19 protein-coding genes are annotated in these 23,340 nt (G+C 45.9%); 7 read left to right on the top strand and 12 right to left on the bottom strand.

The genetic code is table 11. The features are described from left to right. Positions 1–14: 14 nt before the first annotated feature. Positions 15–1,715: a methyl-accepting chemotaxis protein gene (locus H9J30_RS03640; protein ID WP_240129710.1), complete on the bottom strand. Its 1,701-nt coding sequence runs from the start codon at positions 1,713–1,715 to the stop codon at positions 15–17. A 287-nt stretch (positions 1,716–2,002) separates the two neighbouring features. On the opposite strand from H9J30_RS03640, the gene H9J30_RS03645 reads away from it, so the two are divergent. The 3 genes from H9J30_RS03645 (at position 2,003) to H9J30_RS03655 (ending at position 5,045) form a co-directional block, all read left to right on the top strand. Then, complete coding sequence (locus H9J30_RS03645; protein ID WP_240129711.1) at positions 2,003–3,250, top strand: cysteine desulfurase; 1,248 nt, start codon at positions 2,003–2,005, stop codon at positions 3,248–3,250. A 51-nt stretch (positions 3,251–3,301) separates the two neighbouring features. Continuing rightward, positions 3,302–3,745 carry a SufE family protein gene (locus H9J30_RS03650; protein ID WP_240129712.1) on the top strand — a complete coding sequence of 148 codons (444 nt, stop codon included), beginning with the start codon at positions 3,302–3,304 and terminating at the stop codon, positions 3,743–3,745. Between the two features lie 109 nt (positions 3,746–3,854). Beyond that, complete coding sequence (locus tag H9J30_RS03655) at positions 3,855–5,045, top strand: membrane dipeptidase (protein ID WP_240129713.1); 1,191 nt, start codon at positions 3,855–3,857, stop codon at positions 5,043–5,045. A 44-nt stretch (positions 5,046–5,089) separates the two neighbouring features. On the opposite strand, the gene H9J30_RS03660 is transcribed toward H9J30_RS03655, so the two are convergent. Beyond that, positions 5,090–5,416 (bottom strand): cupin domain-containing protein, encoded by a 327-nt coding sequence (locus H9J30_RS03660; protein WP_240129714.1) that lies wholly within the window; start codon positions 5,414–5,416, stop codon positions 5,090–5,092. A gap of 144 nt (positions 5,417–5,560) precedes the next feature. Here H9J30_RS03660 and H9J30_RS03665 point away from each other — a divergent pair, with 144 nt between their 5' ends. After that, positions 5,561–7,831: a toxin-antitoxin system YwqK family antitoxin gene (locus H9J30_RS03665; RefSeq protein ID WP_240129715.1), complete on the top strand. Its 2,271-nt coding sequence runs from the start codon at positions 5,561–5,563 to the stop codon at positions 7,829–7,831. A gap of 62 nt (positions 7,832–7,893) precedes the next feature. On the opposite strand, the gene H9J30_RS03670 is transcribed toward H9J30_RS03665, so the two are convergent. Together H9J30_RS03670 and H9J30_RS03675 are read right to left on the bottom strand one after the other, a co-directional pair. Further along, on the bottom strand, positions 7,894–8,268 hold the full coding sequence (locus H9J30_RS03670; RefSeq protein WP_240129716.1) for a PH domain-containing protein: 375 nt from the start codon (positions 8,266–8,268) through the stop codon (positions 7,894–7,896). Between the two features lie 142 nt (positions 8,269–8,410). Then, positions 8,411–10,327, bottom strand: coding sequence for a peptidase U32 family protein (locus tag H9J30_RS03675; RefSeq protein WP_240129717.1), 1,917 nt, complete (start codon positions 10,325–10,327; stop codon positions 8,411–8,413). A gap of 187 nt (positions 10,328–10,514) precedes the next feature. Between H9J30_RS03675 and rluA the strand changes: the two genes are divergently transcribed. From rluA to H9J30_RS03690, 3 genes are all read left to right on the top strand, one after another. Continuing rightward, the gene (rluA, locus tag H9J30_RS03680) at positions 10,515–11,192 is read left to right on the top strand and encodes a bifunctional tRNA pseudouridine(32) synthase/23S rRNA pseudouridine(746) synthase RluA (protein WP_240129718.1); all 678 of its coding nucleotides are present in this window, start codon (positions 10,515–10,517) and stop codon (positions 11,190–11,192) included. A gap of 95 nt (positions 11,193–11,287) precedes the next feature. Next, entirely contained in the window at positions 11,288–11,749 is a 462-nt protein-coding gene (gene asnC, locus H9J30_RS03685) for a transcriptional regulator AsnC (RefSeq protein WP_011073571.1), read from the top strand. 207 nt (positions 11,750–11,956) lie between these two features. Beyond that, entirely contained in the window at positions 11,957–15,607 is a 3,651-nt protein-coding gene (locus H9J30_RS03690) for a S8 family serine peptidase (protein WP_240129719.1), read from the top strand. A gap of 105 nt (positions 15,608–15,712) precedes the next feature. On the opposite strand, the gene H9J30_RS03695 is transcribed toward H9J30_RS03690, so the two are convergent. The 8 genes from H9J30_RS03695 to H9J30_RS03730 all read right to left on the bottom strand — a co-directional run bounded on the left by H9J30_RS03695 (position 15,713) and on the right by H9J30_RS03730 (position 23,329). Continuing rightward, the gene (locus tag H9J30_RS03695) at positions 15,713–16,483 is read right to left on the bottom strand and encodes an ABC transporter permease (protein ID WP_240129720.1); all 771 of its coding nucleotides are present in this window, start codon (positions 16,481–16,483) and stop codon (positions 15,713–15,715) included. After that, positions 16,480–17,418: an ABC transporter ATP-binding protein gene (locus H9J30_RS03700; protein ID WP_240129721.1), complete on the bottom strand. Its 939-nt coding sequence runs from the start codon at positions 17,416–17,418 to the stop codon at positions 16,480–16,482. Before H9J30_RS03700 ends, H9J30_RS03695 begins: the two co-directional genes overlap by 4 nt. Before the next feature lie 244 nt (positions 17,419–17,662). Beyond that, entirely contained in the window at positions 17,663–18,193 is a 531-nt protein-coding gene (gene hpt, locus H9J30_RS03705; RefSeq protein ID WP_240129722.1) for a hypoxanthine phosphoribosyltransferase, read from the bottom strand. Positions 18,194–18,200: 7 nt separating this feature from the next. After that, a complete protein-coding gene (locus H9J30_RS03710; protein ID WP_240129724.1) occupies positions 18,201–18,860 on the bottom strand; it encodes a flavin prenyltransferase UbiX in 660 nt (219 codons plus the stop codon). 1 nt (position 18,861) lies between these two features. Further along, complete coding sequence (gene mpl / locus H9J30_RS03715) at positions 18,862–20,259, bottom strand: UDP-N-acetylmuramate:L-alanyl-gamma-D-glutamyl-meso-diaminopimelate ligase (RefSeq protein ID WP_240129726.1); 1,398 nt, start codon at positions 20,257–20,259, stop codon at positions 18,862–18,864. Between the two features lie 310 nt (positions 20,260–20,569). Further along, positions 20,570–21,433: a sterol desaturase family protein gene (locus H9J30_RS03720; protein WP_240129728.1), complete on the bottom strand. Its 864-nt coding sequence runs from the start codon at positions 21,431–21,433 to the stop codon at positions 20,570–20,572. A 54-nt stretch (positions 21,434–21,487) separates the two neighbouring features. Then, positions 21,488–22,519, bottom strand: coding sequence for a DUF2804 domain-containing protein (locus H9J30_RS03725; protein WP_240129730.1), 1,032 nt, complete (start codon positions 22,517–22,519; stop codon positions 21,488–21,490). A 246-nt stretch (positions 22,520–22,765) separates the two neighbouring features. Next, a complete protein-coding gene (locus H9J30_RS03730) occupies positions 22,766–23,329 on the bottom strand; it encodes a porin family protein (RefSeq protein WP_240129731.1) in 564 nt (187 codons plus the stop codon). Positions 23,330–23,340 lie beyond the last annotated feature (11 nt).

Genomic DNA, 23,340 nt, shown 5'->3' on the forward strand with positions numbered 1-23,340 from the left:
ATAGTGCTAAATCCCTAGACTGTGCGCACCTTAAATTGCAGCATCGCTTCACGTAATGAATTGGCCTGCAAAGAGAGTGACTCACTGGCTTTTGCCGTTTCAAAGGCGCTATTAAGCACCGACTCGCCAGAATCCCGTATGGTATTGATCCTTTCACTAATATCCTCAGCCGTGACAGACTGCTCTTCGCTCGCCGTTGCGACTTGCGCATTAGCCTGTGATAACTGAGTTAACGCATCCGAAATTTCGAACAAGTTTTGTTTGATTTGATTGACTAATAGAGATGAATCCTTGATTTGTAATTCATTTTTACCAAATGAATCCACAGCTGACTTAGCATCAAGCACTAAGGTTTGAATAAGCTCGCTGATCTCCTGGGTGGCTGTTTGGCTGCGAGTTGCCAATGCACGAACCTCATCAGCAACCACGGCAAATCCTCGCCCTTGCTCTCCCGCCCTTGCCGCCTCAATGGAGGCATTTAAGGCGAGCAAATTTGTCTGCCCTGCTATTGCATCAACTACAGACACAAAGTTTAAGATTTTACCGGTACTTGCCTGTAACTGCTGAATAAGCTGACTGGACTGCTGAGCGCTAACAACCAATTGCTGAGTAATTTTCTCACTTGCTTCCACAACGGCACAACTTTCTTTCACTCGGTTTTCCGCTTGTCCAGAGGAGTAAGATGCACTCTCGGCACTGCTAGCGACTTCTGTAATCGTTGCCGCCATTTGCGTCATAGATGCGGCAACTTGATCTGTATCTTCCTGCTGGCTAAGTATCGCTTTACGGTTATTTTCCGCAACAGCGTTAAGCTCTGTGACCATAGAAGCGATTTCTTCACTGCGACCAATGACTTGCCCTACCGTTTTACTGAGGGTTAGGGCCATTTGATTCATACTGACGGTCAGTTCACCAAGTTCATCTTTCGATTCAACTTTTAATTCTCGGCTAAAATCTCCCGATTCCATCATGGCTGCAGCGTTACGTAAGCGCATGATTGAACGCACTATGTACTGGCTAAAGGCAATTCCTATAACTAATCCCAAAATCAATGCGATAGCAGAAATCACCACTAAACCATAAATGGCGTGCAACTCTTCATCCTCAGTGATAGATACTGCCGTTTCGGTCATTTGCTCTAAACGCAGTGCAAATTGACTTAGCTGAGTATTAAATTCGGTCTGGATTTGCTCAAGTTCATTAACCTGCTGCACTAATGCCGTAGGATTAATGTGTTGTTGTATCGCTTCTACCACAGTGGCAAGCTTTGCGTCATAGTCGCGATAAACTCGAATAATGTTGGCGATTTCTTGACTAAGCTGCTGAGTTTTGTCCCGTAACTCTGGTGGTTGAGGGTGTTTTAGCGCGTTGTTAAGCAGAGCCTGGGTCGACATTAGCTCATTATTAATCCGCTCTTTATGTTGAAGAATTTCACCAATAAAACCGTCAATTAATCGCTCCTGCGCCAAAACGGGGATCTCTGAAGCCCTAAAAGCCTTCTCAAGGCTTATCGAACTTTGAAGCTGCAAGATGGTAACTTCATTTGATAATTTAACTAACGGTAGGTTTTCAACCGCGATTGCATGAATTTCATCGGCAACCCGCTTCATTTTCAGCAAGCTAAATCCGGCTAATAACAGGATCAGAAACAGCATGATGGCTATCAAGCTGCCCATCTTATATTTGATCTGTAAATCTTTTAAGAAGCTAAGCATAGGGATGTCACTCCAGCAGCCAATGTCTTATTTGTCTCTATATAGCATAGATGGAGTTTTTAGCTTTGCCGCAATGAGCACGCTTCGCTTAAATAAAAAAATCAACATTTAAAATAACTTATTAATTATAAATTAAAAATAAACAGTATACTGCCATCATAAAAATTGAGTTCAACATTAGTAGCAATAGCTTTGCACTGTCACGCTAACTCATATCCCGTGAAAACTTGCATTCGCCGAGGAGATAACAGAAGATCCAAAAGCCTTTTTATTGCGTAAAGCACCAGATGACACACTTAGCCTCGACCGACTCAGCATTGCCCGATAGCCATAGCCAAATCCGTTCACAATTTCCGACATTAACCCAAATGTTGGGCGATTATCCCCTGTGTTATCTCGATACTGCGGCCACCAGTCAAAAGCCGCAGTGCGTGTTGGATGCAATGGCGCAGTATTACCTACAGGACAATGCCAATGTGCACCGCGCGGCGCACCAGTTGTCGGCGCGTGCCACCTCAAGTTATGAAAAGGTGCGCGATCAATTGCAGGTATTTATCAATGCTAAACGCCGCGAAGAAATCATTTTCACCCACGGTACCACTGAGTCTATCAACTTAGTCGCGTTTGGCTTAACGCCACAACTTAAATCTGGCGATCTGATTTTGATCGACAGCGCCGCCCACCACGCCAACATTGTTCCGTGGCAGGAATTGGCAAAACGCACGGGCGCTATCATTAAACCGATTCCGCTGACTCAAGATTGCCGACTTGATCTGAATGCCTACCAAACCTTGCTTGCCCTAAAGCCCAAAGTTGTCGCCCTGTGCCATGTGTCCAATGCCTTAGGTACAGTGAATCCAGTTATCGAGTTAGTGCAGCAAGCCAAAGCACAGGGTGCGATCACCTTAGTCGATGGCGCGCAGGCCGTGGCACATTTAAGCGTTGATATGGCCGCCATCGATTGTGATTTTTATGTGTTTTCTGGCCACAAGATGTACGGCCCAACAGGCATTGGCGTGCTTTATGGCCGTTTCGAGATATTAGATACTCTCACCCCGCTGCTTACGGGCGGCGAAATGATCAAACGCGTCAGTTTTGATGGCACCGAATTTGGCAGTTTGCCTAATCGCTTAGAGGCTGGCACACCGCCGATCAGTGCAGTGATTGGCCTTGGTGCCGCAATCGACTTTTTACAACTAAGCCTAACTCCCGAGGTTAAGGCCCATGAAGCAGAATTGCTTCAGTATTTGCAAAACCAACTGCGCGCCCTTGGCGATGTGCATCTGTATGGTGCCCATCACGATAATATCGGCGCAGTCGCTTTTAACCTTGCCGATGAACATCATCAGGATGTGGGCATTTTATTAGATCAACAAGGCGTTGCAGTTCGCTGCGGCCATCACTGCGCCATGCCCTTAATGCAAACCCTTAACCTTAAAGGCTGTTGCCGCGCCTCGATTGGTATCTACACCAATAAAACCGACATCGACCACTTTATTGCCGCCTTGGCCTCAGTTAAAGAATTGCTACTCTAAGGTTTATCCTTAAAGCCATCAGCAAAACAGATAAAAAGAGGATAGTTCCCCATGACATTGCCAATCATGCCCCGCGCAGCCGATTTTGCTTATCAGGTTGAGGATGCAGCGACATTATTAGCACGGTTTGAGCAGACACCAAACTGGCAGGAAAGATATCGCCAAATCATGTTGTTAGGCAAAGAATTACCTTGCTTAACCAATGAGCTTCGCCTTGAGTCAGCCCAAGTGAAAGGCTGCGAGAGTGATGCTTGGCTGTACCATATTGAGCAAGACGGTAAGCATTATTATCTGGCCGACAGCGATACACGCATTGTTAAAGGCTTAATCGGCTTACTGCTCAGCGCCTGCCATGGTAAAACACAAGACCAGATACTCGCCTTCGACCCTGCAATGTACTTCAAACACTTGGGGCTTGAAGGGCAACTAAGTCCTTCGCGCACCAATGGTCTGCATGCCTTAGCTAAGGCGATGATTGACGCTGTAAAACCTTAAAACCTGCGATATGGCAAACTGTAAAAGAGGGATTTAATCAAAGACTTCTACGCTTTAACAGGGTATAAAGAAGTAAAAATGAGCTTAATCAAGTGGAGGGTGCACGTCAATGAAGGCTATCAATCACCATCGTCGAACGCTGCTTAAAGGACTCAGTGCAGTTACTGGATTGAGCGCTGCCAGTGTATTAAGCCCATTTGCCAGTTTCTCTAGCCTTGCTGCGCCGCTCCCGCCACGTGCACGGCGCTTATATATCGATGGATTATCCTTTTTGCCCGATAATTTAGCCGATGTTCGCGCCTCAGGTCTTGATGCCTTTCTGTGTGATATCTCCGCCATTGAGACCATTGAACAAGCCGACGGCACCTTAAACTACAAGCGAACCTACAAAGCCTGCCTGGACAGCATCCAGCAAGCAGCAAAAAGGGTGAGCGAGCATCCCGATATCCTCTTACAAGGCTTAACAGGACGCGATATACAGCTTGCTAGGGAGAGCAATCGCACTGCGGTTTTCTTTCAAATTCAAGGTGCCGATTGCGTTGAAGAAGATAGCGATGCTAACCAATGGGCGCGCGTTGATGCGTTTCACCGCCAAGGCCTACGCGCACTGCAGCTCACCCACCATTATGGCAATACCTTTGCGGGCGGCGCACTAGATAACGATGCCAATGGCGGACTCAATAAACCACTGTCTAATCATGGCCGAGCGCTTATCGCAAAACTCAACCAAGCCAATATATTAATTGATGTTAGCCACTCAAGCGCCCAGACCGCGTTAGATGTGGCTAAACTGAGCCGCGCGCCCATCGTTCAAAGCCATGGCGCGGCGCGCGGAATCGTCAAACATGCCCGTTGTAGCCCAGATGAAGTGATCCGTGCCATCGCTAATTCAGGCGGTGTTTTTGGTGTCTTTATGATGAGCTTTTGGCTCACCAATAAGGCCGTCCCAACGATCAATGACTATATTCGCCAGTTGGAATATGTTGCGCGCATTGGCGGGGTCGAGTGTGTTGCCATCGCCAACGATTTTCCGCTGCGAGGCCAAGAGAACTTATTAGCCCTCAATAACGACAATACTCAAGGTGTTAAGGAATATCAGGATTGGTGGTACAGCCTAAGGGCCAAAAAAGTATTAGGCTTTGATGCCGAGCCAAGGCATGTGGTGATCCCAGAGTTAAACCATATCGAACGCATGAGTCGGATTGATGACGCCCTAGCCAAGGCCCGCTTTAAGTCGACCGACCGCGACCGCTTTATGGGCGGAAACTGGCAACGAGTGTTAAATCAAGTATTAATCTAAACCCTATTGATTATGCAGTGCTATCGCTCTAAAGAAAAAATCACTCATACTAAGGCATCATAAAATACCGCGAGCCACAGGGTTTCGCCCTCTAAACAAGTCGAAGCGACGCGGTGTTTTTCATGGGGCGCGATGGTGAGATAATCCCCAGGTTTAAGTGTTAACAACCTGCCTTGTTCAAATTCGAGTTGTGCCTCCCCTTTAAGCAACATCACCCATTCATATTGTGTTTGATCGTACCACTCCCCCTCTGGGGTCGAATGACCTTGCGAGATAATGCGCTCGATCTTCACCTTGCCATTGCCAGCAAGGGTTTCGAATACTTCTTGTGACAAATCATCGGGGAGTGACTGATAAAAATTTTTCAGCATCTTGAATCCTTATCATGGCTCGAGGGCAAGATAATCTATTGAGAAACCAAAGTATAAACCGTTATCATAGGCGCTCTTGGGCTTGGCGCCTGATGAAATTACAAAAAAGATCGTTGGATCATATGGATATGGAGAAGTTAACTTATGTCGTTGTTTCGCGCATTTAAAGCGAAGTTATTTAATGCCAAAGAAAATAGCTGCGCCCATCAAGACATACCTCTTCAAAGCTCCCCCAATCCCGCCACACTCCCATCCAGTACGTTCAAACCCTATTTTAGTCTTGCCATTCAAGCAACTCCGGCGCAAGCCTCTCATTCGGAAACCAATGATAATTGCACTCGTTACTACTTCGACAGCCCGCAAACGATCGAGCTGCTCGGTTGGGAACAAGAGCATGAATCCTGCATCTTCCACGATACCCAATTTGACCGCATCGAGATACACGGCCCAGTGCAATATTTTTACCTTGGTCAGGATAAGAGCTGTAGCCTAGAGCAGGATGCTGATGCGGATACGTCTCAAGCCCGCTGGCAAGTGGCACTGGTAAACCTTCAGGAATTAGTTATTTGCCGTTTTTATGTCGATGAAGACTACAGAGTACAGGGTGATATGCAGGACTTCGGCAGTCTCACGGGCAAACTGCAACGGACATTCCATCAGATTGAGACAGAGCAAGGTCAGAACCTACTGAGAATTGTCACCCAATCCCCCAATATCACTCAAGCCGTCGATAGCAATTACTTTGGTGAGCGTAACGGTATAACACGCCAATTCAATGCCTTAGGTGTACTGCAATTTGAAGGTAATTTTATTAATGATCAACAACTTGGCCGCCAAACTTGGTATGACCATGAAGGAAAAATCAACCAAGTCGAAGAACGTCAGCTCGATGGTATGTTACTCACCTACTACCATAGTAACGGTCAGATAAAGGAAACTGCAGAAAAGGATAGCGAAGGCAATTATATCAATCAGTTAAAACGCTATTATGAATCTGGAAATCTGTGGCTGACGCGCCCAATGGTGGCAAATCACATCCACGGAATTGAGTATATGTACTATGAAGATGGCAAGCTGCAAGCCGAATTAACCCATGATATGGGTAAGCCTGTTAACGAACTTTGGTATCACCCCAATGGTAATCTGAAGCAAGAGGTCCACTTCAATCAGGTGGGCAAACGCATCGAAACTTACTATGAAGATGGCCAACTCGCGTGGCGAGTACAACTCAATTCACAGGGGGTAAATGAAGGCCTACGTCAAGAATGGCACCCCAATGGCGTGCTTGCCAAGCAGCTCAATTTTAGTAACGGCATAGCCCATGGCAACAGTGAACAATGGTATCCCAATGGACAGTTAGAACAGTGCATTCCCTTCGAAAATGGCCATGAGCAGGGCCTTGCCACTTGGTACCATGAAAATGGCCAACTCGCCCTTGAAATCTACCTTGAAAAGGGCTTAAGAGAAGGATTATTTCGCAGTTACTATGAAAGCGGTGTCCTATCTGCAGAAGGCCAATATCAACATAATCTCTCGATCGCGCCCTTTATTGAATACTATGAAAACCAACAAATCCAAATGTATTTGCCCCATACTCAAGGCAATCGCGATGGCACTGCACGCTGGTTTTATGAAGATGGCACCATCAAGACGATTGCTGAATATGTTGTCCGCGATGGCCAAGGTTACCTCAAGGAAAGATCCTCCTATAACAAACAAGGTGTTCTCGAATGCTTTGAGAACCATTCCAACACCCGTTGCGGCTATCATCTTGAGGATAATCAACGGGAATATTATCAAATAGGTCACCCCGATACCCGCATCGAATACTATGAGGATGGGGCTATCCGTTGGTTGCTCACTCGCTTAGAAGAAAACCTATTCAGCTCAAAAACCTTTTTAAAACAAGGCGGACTCCTCGAGTCAGGCTTTGTGAAAGTGATAGATAACGATTATCAGGATGTCGGCCATTGGCAACGTTTTACTCAACAAGGCCAGCTACAGCGCGAAGCTTGGCTCAGTGACGATGGCGAGCTCAAAGAAACCCGCCACTATTTTGATGCTGCCGAGCAGGAACAGACGATAGCAGCTGAAACCAAGGTCGATGACAATAAGCTCATTGTCGAGGCAATGGCTAGGAGCAATGATACTAAGGAGCCTCAATCGTCGACGCTTATCCTCAGCTACCATTTAAAATTTGACCCAGATAGCCAACTTTACGCCATGAAACGCTATCATCCCAATCGCAAAATCGCCGAAGAAGGCAACTTAGTTTTTCAGGGGCAAGAACATTTTTGGGTGGGAATCCACAATCAGTACGACAAACAAGGCCGGCTCGAATTATCTGAAACCTATACTATGAGTGGGGAACCGATAGAACAGTCCAGCGGATCAAACCATAGAGTTTTGAATTGATTGAATATCAGCAAGTCAATTCGGCGATGACCTGCTGATAACTCAATCACTAAAACAAGGAATTAGAGCGCGAATGTCGCTATGGTCTTTTGGATCCCTACCACATCGGTGCCGCGCTTGAGTTCTTTAACCAGCGGTTCGCTTTGGCCTGAAATCCAAATTTTAAGTTCGGCATCCATATCAAAATGACCAGTGGTTTCCACCGCAAAATGGGTAATGGATTTATAAGGCACTGAGTGATAGGTGGTTTTCTTACCAGTGATCCCTTGCTTATCAATTAAGATCAAGCGCTTATTGGTAAATACAAACAGATCGCGAATCACTTTATAGGCCAGCTTTAATTCTTCCTGAATGCCCATAATTGGGCGCAGTTCTTCGGCCAGTTCCTGTAAATCAACCTCCGAGGCATTCCCCAGTAACCCATCTAACAATCCCATGTTGACATCCTTTATTATTGAAATTTTTCAATAAAATATCCTTTTGTTAACCAAGTGGCAACAAAGAGAAATTCAACAGCCTTAAAAGCATAAAGGGAGCATTGAATGCTCAATACTCCCTTGCACATCATTCAAGCCTAAATTAAACAGCTTTTTGACCGCGAACCTGACGGTTTTCACCGACGACCATCATCTCGCATTTTGGACAGTCGAAGACCAACTTCAATACATCATTACCAATCTCAAGCACCATAGGATCGGCCTTAATTCCCGGCACTTCCTTAGGACAAAGATTAAAGTTAAATCTCAGGCAGTGCTTAGTGATCATTAACGGCACGTCTTCGGTCACGCCGTTTTTCTCGTAGGTGTCCTGAATTTCAATGACGCCATGGCGTTGATAAAACTCTTTGGCCTTTTCGTTTGCCACGTTACCTAAGTAACTTAAGTGTTTGAATGGATACACGGCATCTTGATTATATTTCCAAGGTTTTGGCCGCTGGTAAGCTTCAACACGGGCAAGCTCTAATGCCGCTACCGCATCACGGCGTAGACCGTTGAGCATTGAGGCAGGCAGGAACCAAGGCTCGGCAGTTTCAATGCTGATTTGGCGAGCAACAAAATCAGTGCTGCCCAATTTTGACAGTTGTGTACGAATTGTCTGCAAGGTTTTTTCAGCGTCGGTGGCGGGTGTCTTTTCGACTTCCAATTCAACCGTTGCGCTGAGGCCATAAATATCCGTTAAGGTCAGCGCCACCCCCTTTGCGGTATCGGTTAAACGCATGTCCACAGCAATAATACGCTTGGCGGACTCCTTCGCCAATAAGGCTTCGAAGGCTTGGTTATGGTTTCGGTATAAGGTCATACCAACACGTAAATCCTTTGGTACTTGCAACACATGCAGCTTATGGCCTTCAGCGCGGTTTACCCGTAAACCTTGTAGCTTGTCGTCGGACTGCTTTGCCATCGCATAGTTAGGCGGAAAATACGCTAAACCATCGCCGTTATTAAATTCGTGGGTCGAACTGACTTGAATAAAGTCCTTACCAATAGCGACCACTTTACCCACATCTTGGCCAATATATTTGGGCGAGCGGAAGTCTTTAATCCCCTGGCTACGCTCATGGACAAAGTAGTCGGTACTGCCACGGTTAAAGGTTTTTTCGGGATCTGGGGTAAAGGTATGTTCAGTACGGCCGTGGGATGACGCCACAAATTCAGGGCGACGCGCCATAATGGCATCGAGTTTTTGGCGATAATGGGCAGTCACGTTCTTCACGTAACTTAAATCTTTTAAACGTCCCTCAATTTTAAAGGAGCGCACGCCAGCATCGATCAGGGCTTCAAGGTTATCGGTTTGGTTATTGTCTTTTAATGAGAGTAAATGTTCGTTTTGCGCCAACACATCCCCTTGGCGAGTCTTTAGATTGCCTGGTAAACGGCACATTTGCGAACATTCACCGCGGTTTGCACTGCGGTTACTGAAGGCATGACTTAAGTTACATAATCCACTGTAGGCCACACACAGGGCGCCGTGGATAAAGAACTCAATCTGCATGTTGGTGTGAGCCGCAACCTCTCGAATTTGGCTTAAACCAAGCTCGCGTGCCAATACCACTTGTGAGAATCCCACTTGCTCCAAAAAGGCGACTTTCTCGGGATTACGGTTATCCATTTGCGTACTAGCGTGCAGTGCAATCGGCGGCAGGTTAAGCTGCAATACCCCCATGTCCTGCACAATCAGTGCATCGGCACCGGCGTTATACACATCCCAAATCAGTTTTTCAGCTACCGCCAGTTCATCATCCATCAAAATGGTATTAAGGGCGACAAACACCTGAGCATGGTACTTATGAGCAAAAGTACACAGGCGCGCGATATCCTCCACACTGTTACCTGCCGTCGCACGCGCCCCAAATGCAGGACCTCCGATATAAACCGCATCGGCACCATGGCGAATAGCTTCAATACCATAATCGGCATTTTTTGCAGGCGCCAATAACTCTAAGCGGTTATTAACGTGAGAAAGTTTCTCAGGAGTGTAAATCTCTGGCTGGCTCATACTTCACAGGCTCAAAATGAACAATAACGAAAAAGGTGACGAGTATAACAAAAACTCAAATCTAGCTCTATCAGCAAATCACTCATCAACCGATTAACCCAGGCTGCTATAGGAAGAAGAGACAACAAACTTGCGCCCCAGAGCCTAGCGGAGTATCTTTGCCGCGCATTATTGAATAGGCACGATTATGACTGATTTTATTTACCAACCACCGACAACTCCCTGGCTCGATGTGCTTTACCAAGATAAAGACATTATCGTCGTCAACAAGCCTTCGGGATTGTTATCTGTGCCTGGTCGTGATCCCGCCCACTTCGACAGTGTTTATGCCCGTGTAAAAACCGAGCACCCCCATTGTCAAATCGTCCATCGCCTCGATATGGCAACCTCAGGCGTGATGGTAGTTGCGCTCATTCGCAGCGCTGAGCGCGAGTTAAAACGCCAATTTCACGATAGAGAAACCAGCAAAACCTATCTCGCCAGAGTCGCGGGACACGTTAAAAATGCCACGGGTAGCGTGGATTATCCGCTGATCTGTGACTGGCCCAATCGCCCAAAACAGAAGGTTGACCACGACATTGGCAAGCCATCATTGACTCATTTTGAAGTATTAAGTCGCGCCAAACGCTCGACACTGGTAAAGCTAAAGCCGATTACTGGACGCTCACACCAACTCAGGGTACATATGATGGCACTCGGCCACCCGATCCTCGGCGATGGCTTTTACGCCGATCCACTAGCAAAATCCTTAGCACCACGATTATTACTGCACGCCGCCGAGCTTACGATTAAGCACCCTTATACAGGAGAGCCTATGACATTCAGCGCTGACGCCCCCTTTTGCGAACCTGAAGGTGAGCAATGATCACTAACAATAATTAAAAAGCGCGAAAGCAGTAGCCATTCTCCATAAAAAAACGTAACTTTATGACAATTCATTATGTTATAGAGAGTTTATTTATGGAAACCGCATTTCAGCGTGATCAGCTAGATAACCATATCCTCGAAGCCTTAATGCAAGACGCGCGCACCCCCTTTGCCGAGCTTGCCAAGCGTTTCGGTGTGAGTGCGGGTACCATTCATGTGCGCGTCGAGAAAATGAAACAGGCAGGGATTATTACCGGTGCCCAAATCACCATCAACCCCAAGGCGCTGGGTTACGATGTCTGCTGCTTTATCGGTATCAACCTCAAAAGTGCCGGCGACTACCCAGCGGCCATCGCTAAACTGAACGCCCTCGAAGAAGTGGTTGAAGCCTACTACACCACTGGCAACTACAGCATTTTTGTCAAAGTCATGTGCCAATCCATTGATGGCCTGCAACATGTCCTCATTAACCGCATTCAATCTATTGATGAAATTCAATCGACTGAAACCCTAATCAGCTTACAAAACCCAATAACAAGGGCGGTAAAGCCTTAAGTCATCAACTGACTAAAAACCAAACAAACAGAACGTTATATTGCAAAAGTATGACTTAAGTCTTTTTTCCATCAAAAGTGTTAACCGCACGATACTTTTGTGTTACAACTCCATTGCTAGCAATAAATTGCCAGCATAACAATAACAATTTAGCTACAAGTGCGATTGATTTGGCACTACAAGCATTAATTGACAAGGAATGAAGTTGTGAAGACAAAACTATCTCTCGCTATCTCCGCAGCACTGTTTACGAGTGCTGCTGTTGCAGGTACAACAGCTCAGTACAATACAACCAATCAAACGACTGACAAGTATGCAGGCTTAAGCGTTACTAAAAATGATAGTAACGAGCAAAAACAAGCTGTAGCTTGGATGGTAAAACTAAAAGCACCTTCTCTTGCGCAGCAAAGCCAGCTAAAAGGATTTAATAAACAATCAGTAATGAGCCAAATAGAGAGCTCTCAAACCAAGGTAAAAAATGCAATTACCAGCATGGATGCTGATTTAAAAATCGTTGCCACTACCTCAAAATTAGTCAACTCGATTGTTGTGGAAGGTAATCATAAGCAAATTGCATCCCTTATTAACAACGCTGAAGTAGCTGCTATTCTGCCTATCTATGACTACAAGCTTGATGTAGCAGCCAGTGCTGAATATATCAAAGCAAAAGCGGTTATTGATGCGGGTATTGCCTCTGGTAAAGGTCAACGAGTTGCCGTATTAGATACTGGCGTTGACTATACTCACAAAGCCTTAGGTGGTTCAGGATTAGTTGCTGACTACAAAGCTGCCGTCGCCGCAAAAAGCGAAATGCCAAACTGGCCCCAAGGTAAAGTCATTGGCGGCTGGGACTTTGTCAATAATGATCCTAACCCAATTGACGTTACCACAAACCACGGCACTCATGTGAGCCACTCAGTGGTTGGGACGGCGCCTGATGTTGAACTATTAGCTTACTCCGTTTGCACTGACTTGAGTTGTCCTGGTATCGCTCAATTAAACGCACTTGAAGCCTCAATGGATCCAAACGGTGATGGAGACATCAGCGATCGCGTCGACACAGTTAACATGTCATTAGGTGGCGACTTTGGTGATGTTGAAGATGGCGCCGTGCAAGTGATGATCAATGAAATGGTGCAACTGGGCGTCAACCTTATCATCTCCGCAGGTAACGATGGTCCAACACCTTTTGTGGTCGGTGGCCCAAGCACCACAAATAGTGCTCTTTCCGTTGGCGCAATGACGCACCCGACCAACAAAATTGGTAAAATTGAAGCATCCATTGCGGGTAATACAGTAACGGCAATTGCGGCAGGATTTAATAAATCCAATACATATAGCTTCACGAATACCGTTGCGCCGATCGTCTACCCCGCTACCAATAAAAATGGCTGCGCGGCTTACACAGAAGATTTAACGGGCAAAACCGTTTTAATCGATCGTGGAACTTGTGGATTCGTAGTTAAAGTTCTGAATGCTCAGTTAAAAGGAGCCGCATTTGTTATTGTGGCTAACAACGCTGCTAAAGCTGGCGCGTTTGTGATGGGCGGAACTGACGACAAGATCACCATTCCTTCGGTAATGGTTTCTAAGGAAGATGGCGATGCAATCAAAACTGCACTCGCCTCGGGTGATGTTCCATTTAGTATTGCATCGACTGAATTGGGTACTGCTGGAGCCATTGCGACCTTTACGTCAAGAGGCCCATCGATTGGCGGAACCTTGAAACCTGAGATTACCGCCCCTGGTACTGATATCCTCACCGCACACCCAGGATTAGGTGAAGGCTTAACCCCAATCAGCGGAACATCCTTCTCAAGCCCAATTACGGCTGGTGCGGTAAGTATCATTCGTGAAGCATTACCTCATCGCAATGCATTTGAGGTAAAAGCGACCATCATGAACGCTGCAAACCTTGATGTGACGCTTGAGCCAAAAGAGATTAACCCAGATACAGAGCTAGCACCGATTAGCTATATCGGTTCTGGTTTAGTGGACGTAGAAAAAGCCATTAATCTGCCCGTTGCTGCTTGGAATAAAGACACCAAACAAGCTGCGTTAGCATTTGGCTTATTAGCGCTCAACAAAACCACATCAATCACCAAAACTGTCACCGTTAAAAACTTCTCTGCAACTGAAAAAACTTACACCTTAAAAGTTGAGCAACGTTTCCAAAACGATCTTGATTCAGGCGCCTTAAGTTTTGCATTACCAGCCAGTGTCACTATTCCTGCAGGACAAACGATCAATTTTGATGTGACGGCAACGATTGACCCGACAAAATTACCAGAGTGGTCGCTAACATCATCCTATGAACTCAATGGAACGGCAGCGGATGCATCTGCGGCGCTGACACTTTCTGAATATGATGGTGCCATCCAATTTATGGAGGGTGACGTAAAAGCGCTCCATTTGGTGTATCACGTACTGCCTAAAGCGGCTGCGGCAATTTCAGTCGAAACTGAAGTCACCGAAGACGGCTTGGTAAGAACGCTCACTAACGTTGGTGCGACGTCAATTACCGATCCATTTACAGCCCCATTAATCGCTACAAGTCCTGTAGATCAATCTAAACGTCACGACCTGTTAAATGCTTCTAGTGAGCTATTACTTAGCAGCTCATGTGATACTGGCATTGCAATCTATAACACCTTGCAAATGCGTGATCCTATTGTTCATGCATTAGTGGCAAGTTACGACGTTGACTATGACCTCAACAATGACGGTGTTTGGGACTACACTGCCGCAACGGTAAACTTAGACTGGTTTAGCACACGTGACAATCCTTTACCAAGATCCCTCTATGGCTTAGTGGCTAAATACGGCACCTCATCAGGGACTTTAGAACCTGTTTTCCACGTTACAGGTAATGATTTCCTCACCAGCAAAGTGTGTTTAGAAGATATTGGTTTAGCTGAAGCTGACTTAGGTAAAACCATTAAAGTTCGTTACCGTGTTGAAGATAGTGATTGGGCACCAATCCCCTCAGGTGATGAAGACAGTGTGGTAGCTTCGCTTTTACTTGATGGTTCAGGAACGTCTGCAATGTTGCTGGATGCGAAAGGTAATGAAGTCAGTGAACTCAAGCCTGGTGAAAGCGCGATTTTAGAAACTAAAGTTGGTAGTAATGCCAAAGGCTTTATGTTCTTGTCTGACTCAGGCTCTATGTCTGTCGTAGCAAATACTACAGATGAAGGTAACTCTGCACCAACGGTAGAAAATTTAACACTGTCAGTGAATAAAGGAACGGCAGCAGGAAGCGTACTCGGTCAACTCAAGGCGACAGACCCAGATATGTTAACGAGCCCATTCTCTGAGTTTGTGACACTCAGCTCTAACAGCAGTATGGTCGTTATCGCTAAAGATGGAACTGTCCGCTTAAGTGATAATGCGGTAATCAATCAACAAAGCAAAACAATGGAAGTTGAAGTGATTGCACTCGACACCATGGGCAACGCATCAACTCCTGCGAAAGTCACTGTGTTGATTAATAATACTAAGCCATCGGTTACACCAACCAATGCAAATGCGACCGAAAATTCATATGTCGCATTACTTGCAAATGGTAAAGATGTTGATGGTGATGAACTCACTTACACATGGACGCAAACATCCGGTCCTTCAGTTAGTTTTGTCAACGGCAAAGATAGAATCGGATTTACCGCTCCGGCTGGTGAAAGCGTTTACACCTTTACCGTTGTCGCCTCTGATGGGGTTGATAATAGTAATGTTGGCACATCTACTGTCACAGTAAAAACAGCGAAGTCTAACAACGGTGGCGGCACATCTGGTGGCGCGTTAGGCTGGTTAACTGCATTGTTATTACCTCTGGCGGCATTACGTCGTCGCATGAAGTAATAATTTGATTTAATTAATAAAAGGGAGTCTAAATGACTCCCTTTTTTATGATAGTAATTGTATCTCTCAGTAAATCTAGCTTCGACTTAAAAAGCGTTTAAACAACTACGAGCGCAGCCCTATGCCTCTGGATATCAGGTAATATGCAACTCCCCAAAGTACGGCACAAAAACCCACCATAATTCCAATTGAAAGGGGCACACTGATATCGGCAAAGCCTAAAAAACCATAGCGGAAGACGTTGATCATATAGACCACAGGGTTCAGTGCCGAAACGCCTTGCCAAAAAGCCGGCAATAAAGACAGAGAATAAAATACCCCGCCAAGGTAGGTTAATGGCGTAAGCACAAACGTCGGGATGATACTGATATCATCAAAACTCTTGGCAAATACCGCGTTAATTAATCCACCTAAGGAGAATAACACTGAGGTTAAAAATACCGTCATGATCACAAGGCCCGCGTGGTGCAAGCTGATATCGACAAAGAACATGGCGACCAATGTCACGATTAACCCAACGCACAAGCCCCGCGCGACACCACCGCCCACGTAGCCTGCGATCATCACATAGTGAGGTACGGGTGCAACCATTAACTCCTCAAGATTGCGCTGAAATTTGGCACTATAAAAAGAACTCGCGACATTCGAATAGGAGTTAGTAATCACCGACATCATGATAAGACCCGGTGCGATAAACTCCATATAGGACACACCGCCCATTTCCCCAATGCGACTGCCAACCAAGTTACCAAAAATCAGAAAATACAAGGTCATAGTGATTGCTGGCGGCACCAAGGTTTGGATCCAAATCCGTGTAAAACGATTAATTTCCTTGGTTAATATGCTCTTAAAGGCAATAAAATACAGTTGTTTCATGCCTTAGCTCCTTGGGTTTTCTTCACTAACTCGACGAAGAGTTCTTCTAAACGATTGGATTTGTTACGCATAGACAGGACCTCCACCTTAGCGGCGGTTAACTGCGTAAATACATCATTGAGGTTGTGGTCCTTCGCCACATCCACCTCCAAAGTATGCGGATCGGTTAAACGGCACTCCATGCCATCGAGTGTTGGCGCGACACTAATATCGCGGCGCAGGTCAAGAATAAAGGTTTCAAGATTCAGCTTGCCCAGCAAGGCCTTCATGCTAGTGCACTCCACCAGCACACCTTTATCAATAATACCGATATTGCGGCACAGCATTTCAGCTTCTTCAAGGTAGTGAGTGGTCAGGATAATCGTCACCCCTTGCTGATTAATCTGCTTGAGAAACTCCCACATTGAGCGGCGCAGCTCAATATCCACACCTGCCGTTGGCTCATCTAAGATCAATAATTTAGGTTCGTGCATCAGTGCGCGGGCAATCATTAACCGCCGCTTCATCCCACCCGACAAGGTGCGAGACTGACTGTTACGCTTATCCCACAAATCCAACTGAGTTAAGTATTTTTGCGCACGCTCGAGGGCTACAGCTTTAGGGACGCCATAATAGCCCGCCTGATTCACCACAATTTGCAGCACAGTTTCAAACTGGTTGAAGTTAAACTCCTGCGGCACTAAGCCAATACACAGCTTGGCTTCTTCGAGCTGCTTATCGATATCAAAATCAAACACTTTGACTGAGCCAGCGGTTTTCTGCACCAAGGAGCTGATAATACCGATAGTGGTCGACTTACCTGCGCCGTTAGGACCTAACAGGGCGAAAAAGTCTCCCTGTTCAACGGTAAGGCTAATCCCCTTTACCGCCTCAACGCCGCCTTTGTAGGTTTTTTTAAGCCCCTCGATTACGAGAGCATGGGCATGATTGGCCATAGTGCTACCTGATCCTGAAAGAATGAACAAAATAATAAGATGGTGTCGAAAACAGCAAATGCAACACGCTAGATTGTATAAAAACGAAGTATGACTCTAGTTGATTGAATCTATGGTGATTAATTTATTAAAAATGGCTAATAAACAACACTCGAGTTATCAACAAAACAGCGTAGCATTAAAGATAACGCACAAAACAAAACTCCCGCCTTGGCGGGAGTTTGAATCATCAAAAACAACTGAATTATTCGAGTGGCACAACTTTGGCGATATAAGGCAAGTTGCGGTATTGCTCAGCATAATCGATGCCGTAACCCACAATAAACTCGTCTGGAATGGTAAAACCAATAAAGTCGACTTTAACATCCACTTCGCGGCGCTCAGGTTTATCCAGCAGAGTACATAAAGCTAAACTCTTAGGCTCACGTAATAGTAGCATTTCGCGCACCTTGTTTAAGGTGTTGCCCGAGTCAATTAAGTCTTCCACAATCAGCACATCGCGATCTGCGATATCCGATTGCACATCTTTCAGCACTTTCACATCCCGTGAGCTGGTCATAGCATTGCCATAACTTGAAACCGACATAAAATCGATTTCAACATGGCCTTTAATACGGCGGCACAGATCAGCCATAAATACGACAGAGCCTTTTAATAATCCCACCATCAGCAAACGCTCGCTGTTGGCATAGTGGGCATTGATTTGCTCGGCCAGTTGATCCAATTTTTGGCTGATCTCTTCGGCGGAGATCATCACTTCGGTGGTGTGTTTCATATCAGTCTCAATTGTCGATGTCATTGGAGGAGTGTTTGTCATAACCCCAACGACTCGTTAATGCATGGTCAACGCCCAAATGATCGAGGATTCGAGCGACCATGAAGTCTACCAGATCTTCAACCGATTTGGGATTGTGATAAAAGCCTGGCGCCGCCGGCATAATAGTGACCCCTAGGCGCGATAGGTTGAGCATATGCTCTAAGTGTATGGCGTTAAATGGGGTTTCCCGCGGAACAAGGATAAGCTGACCGCGCTCTTTTAATACCACATCCGCCGCACGCTCAAGCAAATTATTGCTCATTCCCGTCGCGACGGCAGCAAGCGTCCCCGTCGAGCAAGGGCAAATCACCATTTGTTTAGGCGCTGCACTGCCTGAAGCTGGCGGTGAAAACCACTCATCCTTGCCTAATACCACTAGCTCACCAGATAAGGGGATATTCTTCTGTGCCAGCACATCAAGTAATTGTGCCTTGGCTTTATCGCTATTAGCACTGAGCTGCAAGCCATGTTCAGTTGCCAGCACCACCCGAGCGGCACTGGAGATCATTAAAAATACTTGGTAGCCCGAGGCTAATAAGCATTCTAATAATTTCAAACCATAGGGCGCGCCCGAGGCTCCTGTCCAGGCTAAGCTAATGGCTTTTGATGATTTGGCATAGGCCATATCAGTGTGCCTGCTCTACAAGCTGTGGGCTGACTTCTAATGCCGCCAACAGTTTTTTATGTAAGCCGCCAAAGCCACCGTTACTCATCACCACGATAGTGTCACCCGGCTTTGCCGATGCGGCGACCTTAGCCACAACATCATCAATTTGATGCAATACCGTAACGGGGATAACAGCAGCTTCCATCGCCTCTTTCATATTCCAATCGATAGTATCGGCTTGATATAAAAAGGCTTCGTCCGCTTGCAACATTGAATGGGCCAGCGTGTCCTTGTGTACACCACTCTTCATGGTGTTTGAGCGCGGCTCTAATACGATAGTGATTTTGGTCTGCCCGACTTTGGCACGCATGCCTTTGATCGTGGTCGCAATCGCTGTAGGGTGATGGGCAAAATCATCGTAAACACTCACGCCATTGACTGTACCCAATAACTCTAGGCGACGTTTCGGTGGTACGAATCGCGCCAACGCATCGATCGCCGCGCTCGGCGCAACCCCAACATGGCGCGCCGCTGCCATCGCCATCACAGCGTTTTCAATATTGTGCTGACCAATCAGTGCCCAATCGAGCACACCTTGTGACTGGCCATCGAAAAACACTTCAAACTCATGGCAATCGTCACTTAGCGTCTTAGCATGCCAGCCATTGGTCACCTCTGATGAGTGGTAAGTCTCCAGCTCGCTCCAGCAGCCCATATCAATGGTTTGCTTTACCGCGTGGGAGTCGGCAGGCCAAATCACTTTGCCTTGGCCAGGGACAGTACGAATAAGGTGGTGGAACTGTTTTTGAATCGCCGCTAAATCCGCAAAAATATCGGCATGATCAAACTCGAGGTTATTAATCACCAGCGTACGGGGATGATAATGCACAAATTTAGAACGCTTATCGAAGAAGGCGCTATCGTATTCATCGGCTTCAACCACAAAAAATGCCGATTCTCCTAAGCGGGCCGACACCCCAAAGTTTTGCGGCACACCGCCAATCAAGAAACCGGGCTGATAACCACAATCCTCTAAAATCCAAGCGAGCATACTGGAGGTGGAGGTTTTTCCATGGGTGCCAGATACGGCTAATACCCAACGCTCAGGCAGAATATGATCGGCTAAAAATTGGGGGCCAGAGGTGTAAGGTATCCCAAGATTTAATACGGCCTCAACACAAGGATTACCACGGCTCATGGCATTACCAATCACCACGAGATCGGGATAACTGCCTGCGTCACCTAATTGGCTTGGGTCAAAACCTTGAATGAGTTCAATACCTTGCTCTTCAAGCTGCGTACTCATTGGTGGATAGACGTTGGCATCCGAGCCTGTCACTCTGTGCCCTTTTGCCCTAGCCAAGAGTGCAAGACCGCCCATGAAGGTTCCACAAATTCCTAAAATATGTACGTGCATACCGCTCGCTCTGATGTTTTTGAATTCAAGGCTATTCTAATCCATAGAACCGCAGATTGGCAGGTTAGGATCTCGGAAAAGCCACTTGATCTGCAAAGATCCTGATAGAGAAAGGAATTTTTACAATTCGCTGAAATTTACCTAACAAAATTGTGTCACAACTCTGCTTTATCCAGACAAGTTGTCGTAAAGCTTCGCGTGTTGCCCTATGTGGCGATTGAAGATAACTGGCGCAAGGCTAAAGTCTGGCGATAGTGAATTTTCGCCGTTTGCACTATTAGAAGGTGACAGACTCAAATATTGAATTAAATCAATCATCTTTTTGATGGCTGGCGGGAGGTGCAAATAAGATCCCAAGTCGCTTCGATAAACTCAACCCCTTAGTCGTGACATCACTAAACATATCGCGCCATTCACTAAAGGTGACTTTTAACGGATTAAAACTGTTGACGGGTTTAGTGATCCCGTAAATCACCGTCTCATCCTCGGGCACAAAGGTGCCAAAAAGTTTGTCCCAAATGATTAAAATACCTGCATAATTTTTATCGATATATTGGGGATTACGTCCATGATGGACCCTGTGATGGGATGGTGTATTAAACAGCCATTCTAATGGACCAAGCTTTCTTACTGCTTGAGTATGCACAAAAAACTGTAATCCCAAATTCAGCAGCACCACAAATACCACCCAATTAGGATCAAAACCCAAGATCACCAGCGGTAACCAAAACACCCACATTCCCGCAAAGGGATACATCAAGCTCTGCCGAAACGCGGTGCTAAAGTTCATATTCTCAGAGCTGTGGTGCACCACATGGGCCGCCCACATCCAACGTATTCTATGACTCGCACGGTGAAACCAGTAATAGCAAAAATCCTGTGCCACCATGAGTAGCACAAAGGTGAATGGCCCCATTTGGATATCGAATAATTTCCAACCAAATACCGCGAGATACAGCTTAGCAATCAGTAAGCCGGCCAAGATATCTGCGCCCTGATGCATGGCCGCGAGGCTAAAATTACACAGCACTTCCTTAGCATGGTAACGGGCGCTGACAGGGAGCTTTTGCCTTCTGTCGCCTAAGTACCACTCGAGCAAAATGCACACAAAAAATAACGGGGCAAGCACCAGTAGCAGCAATTCAGGGTGATTGATTAATTCAGCGATATCCATATACCTTTATCCTATTGTTATTATTGTTTTATTTAAGCCTAAACCGCCCCAAGCTTACCAACGGGCGTAATGATCTTCAGTCAATCCCAATACGTTATTGAGTTGATAGCTGCGCCCCTGATTATCGATAATTGAGCCGCTAAAGAAGCCTAGATACTGACGGAAGTTACTCTTCAGCAAAATAAAATTACGTTTTTCACTGCGGCAATTTCGCGCCGTAAACTCTAAATCAACTCGACCATCGTGACTATAAATGCGCCATATTTGAGTGCCCTGCTGTATATAGCGATCAAATTCAAATTGAATCGGCCCGAGCAAATGCCGCTCACCATTAATCCAAAACACATTTTCATTACTGCCGGTTTCATTAACACCCGCAGCAAGATTTAAGCCGATAACCCCTTCATCAATTTGCGCACTTAAGGATGCCCAACGCCAACTGGTATCTCGGCGCATAAATCCCGCTGAAAAATCATAACCCGCGAGGGCAAAATTTAACGGCTGCGGCTCATGGTCAATGGTTAAGGTTCCCTTTAGTGCTAAACCGTTGTGTTTTTGAGTATAGGTCCAACCGTTATATCCCGTAGGGCTACACATGGCCATGGGTAAACTTAAAGGTAAACAATGCAGGGTTAAATCGGCTTGAATGTTTTTGGTATCAATCAGCAAATGCCAATTACCCTCTTGGATCTCAAAGGTTATGCGCTTGCCTTTGCCGCCAATCGTCGCCGTGCTATTGGCGGGGGATGGCGACATCCGATAGCCAAGCCTAAAGGGCTTTAACCAATCATGCTGAATTAACCTATTGTTTTTAATGTCATATAAATAACAAAATGCACTACCAAGATAGGCGATATCCGCGAGCGCAACACCAATCATGTAGCGAGGCGTGACAATAGAAACAAATTGAAACTGCTTATAATCAACACGTTTTGCCCAAGCCGATGCGGGCTTATCCATGGTATTGAAATAGGTGAAATCGGCTAAACCTAAGCGACTAACAATACCGTCGAAATGGCCAAACTGCGGCTGGCCTTTAGCGTTAATCAAGCTTTCAGGGGCAATTTGAGTGTTAATCCTAAACATAAACTCGCCTTTGCATTTTTGCGGTCGAAGGAGCATTTATGCTCTCTTATTAAATATTGAATTTTTACTCTAACCTGTGATTCATTGCATTAAAAGAGTGCAAGCACAAATTGTTGTGATTTTGTTGCTGGCAATAATTCGGTTTAATGACGTAGAAATAACATTAAAAAGCGCCCAAAGGCGCTTGATTAAGGCTGACTGATTACCAAACCCTGATGATAATTCGGGCACTGGACTATTTGCTCATTAGAAGCGGTAGCTCATGCCAAAGTTTATCCTTTGTAACTCTAGTTCTTTCATCGGCACATATTGGTACTCAAGATTAAGACCAAAACCAGAGCGAAAACGATATTGCCAACCAACTGCGCCGTAAAAGCCCACATCGTCTGCATCCATCTCCTGCTTTTCAAACTCATAACTCACTTTGGTATAGGCAGCACCGAGTTTGGCATACAGACTGTTCCCGCGAGACAATGCATACTCACCGTAGGCAGTGGTTCTAACTCCTTGGTAACCTAAGTCTTTTATATCACTGATTGCACTAACAAGGGCGCTCGCCACGCCACCAGAACCCACTAAATAACCCGCTTCAAGCCCAAAATGCTCGTTGAGCATATAGCGATAATACAAATCGCCAGTGATTGTATCTCCTGCATCATATTTACCACTCTTAGTTTCAAATTCTTGGGTCCCATAGCCTATGCTGCCGCCTAACACATGCGATGACTCAACCGCATTAGCATTCGCTCCAACTAAAAAAGCACATACTGATAACGATAAAAGCCAAGTTTTAATTGTTAAGTATTTCATATTGTTTAAAT

The sequence above is a fragment of the Shewanella cutis genome (assembly GCF_022410515.1).
Lineage (GTDB): Bacteria > Pseudomonadota > Gammaproteobacteria > Enterobacterales > Shewanellaceae > Shewanella > Shewanella cutis.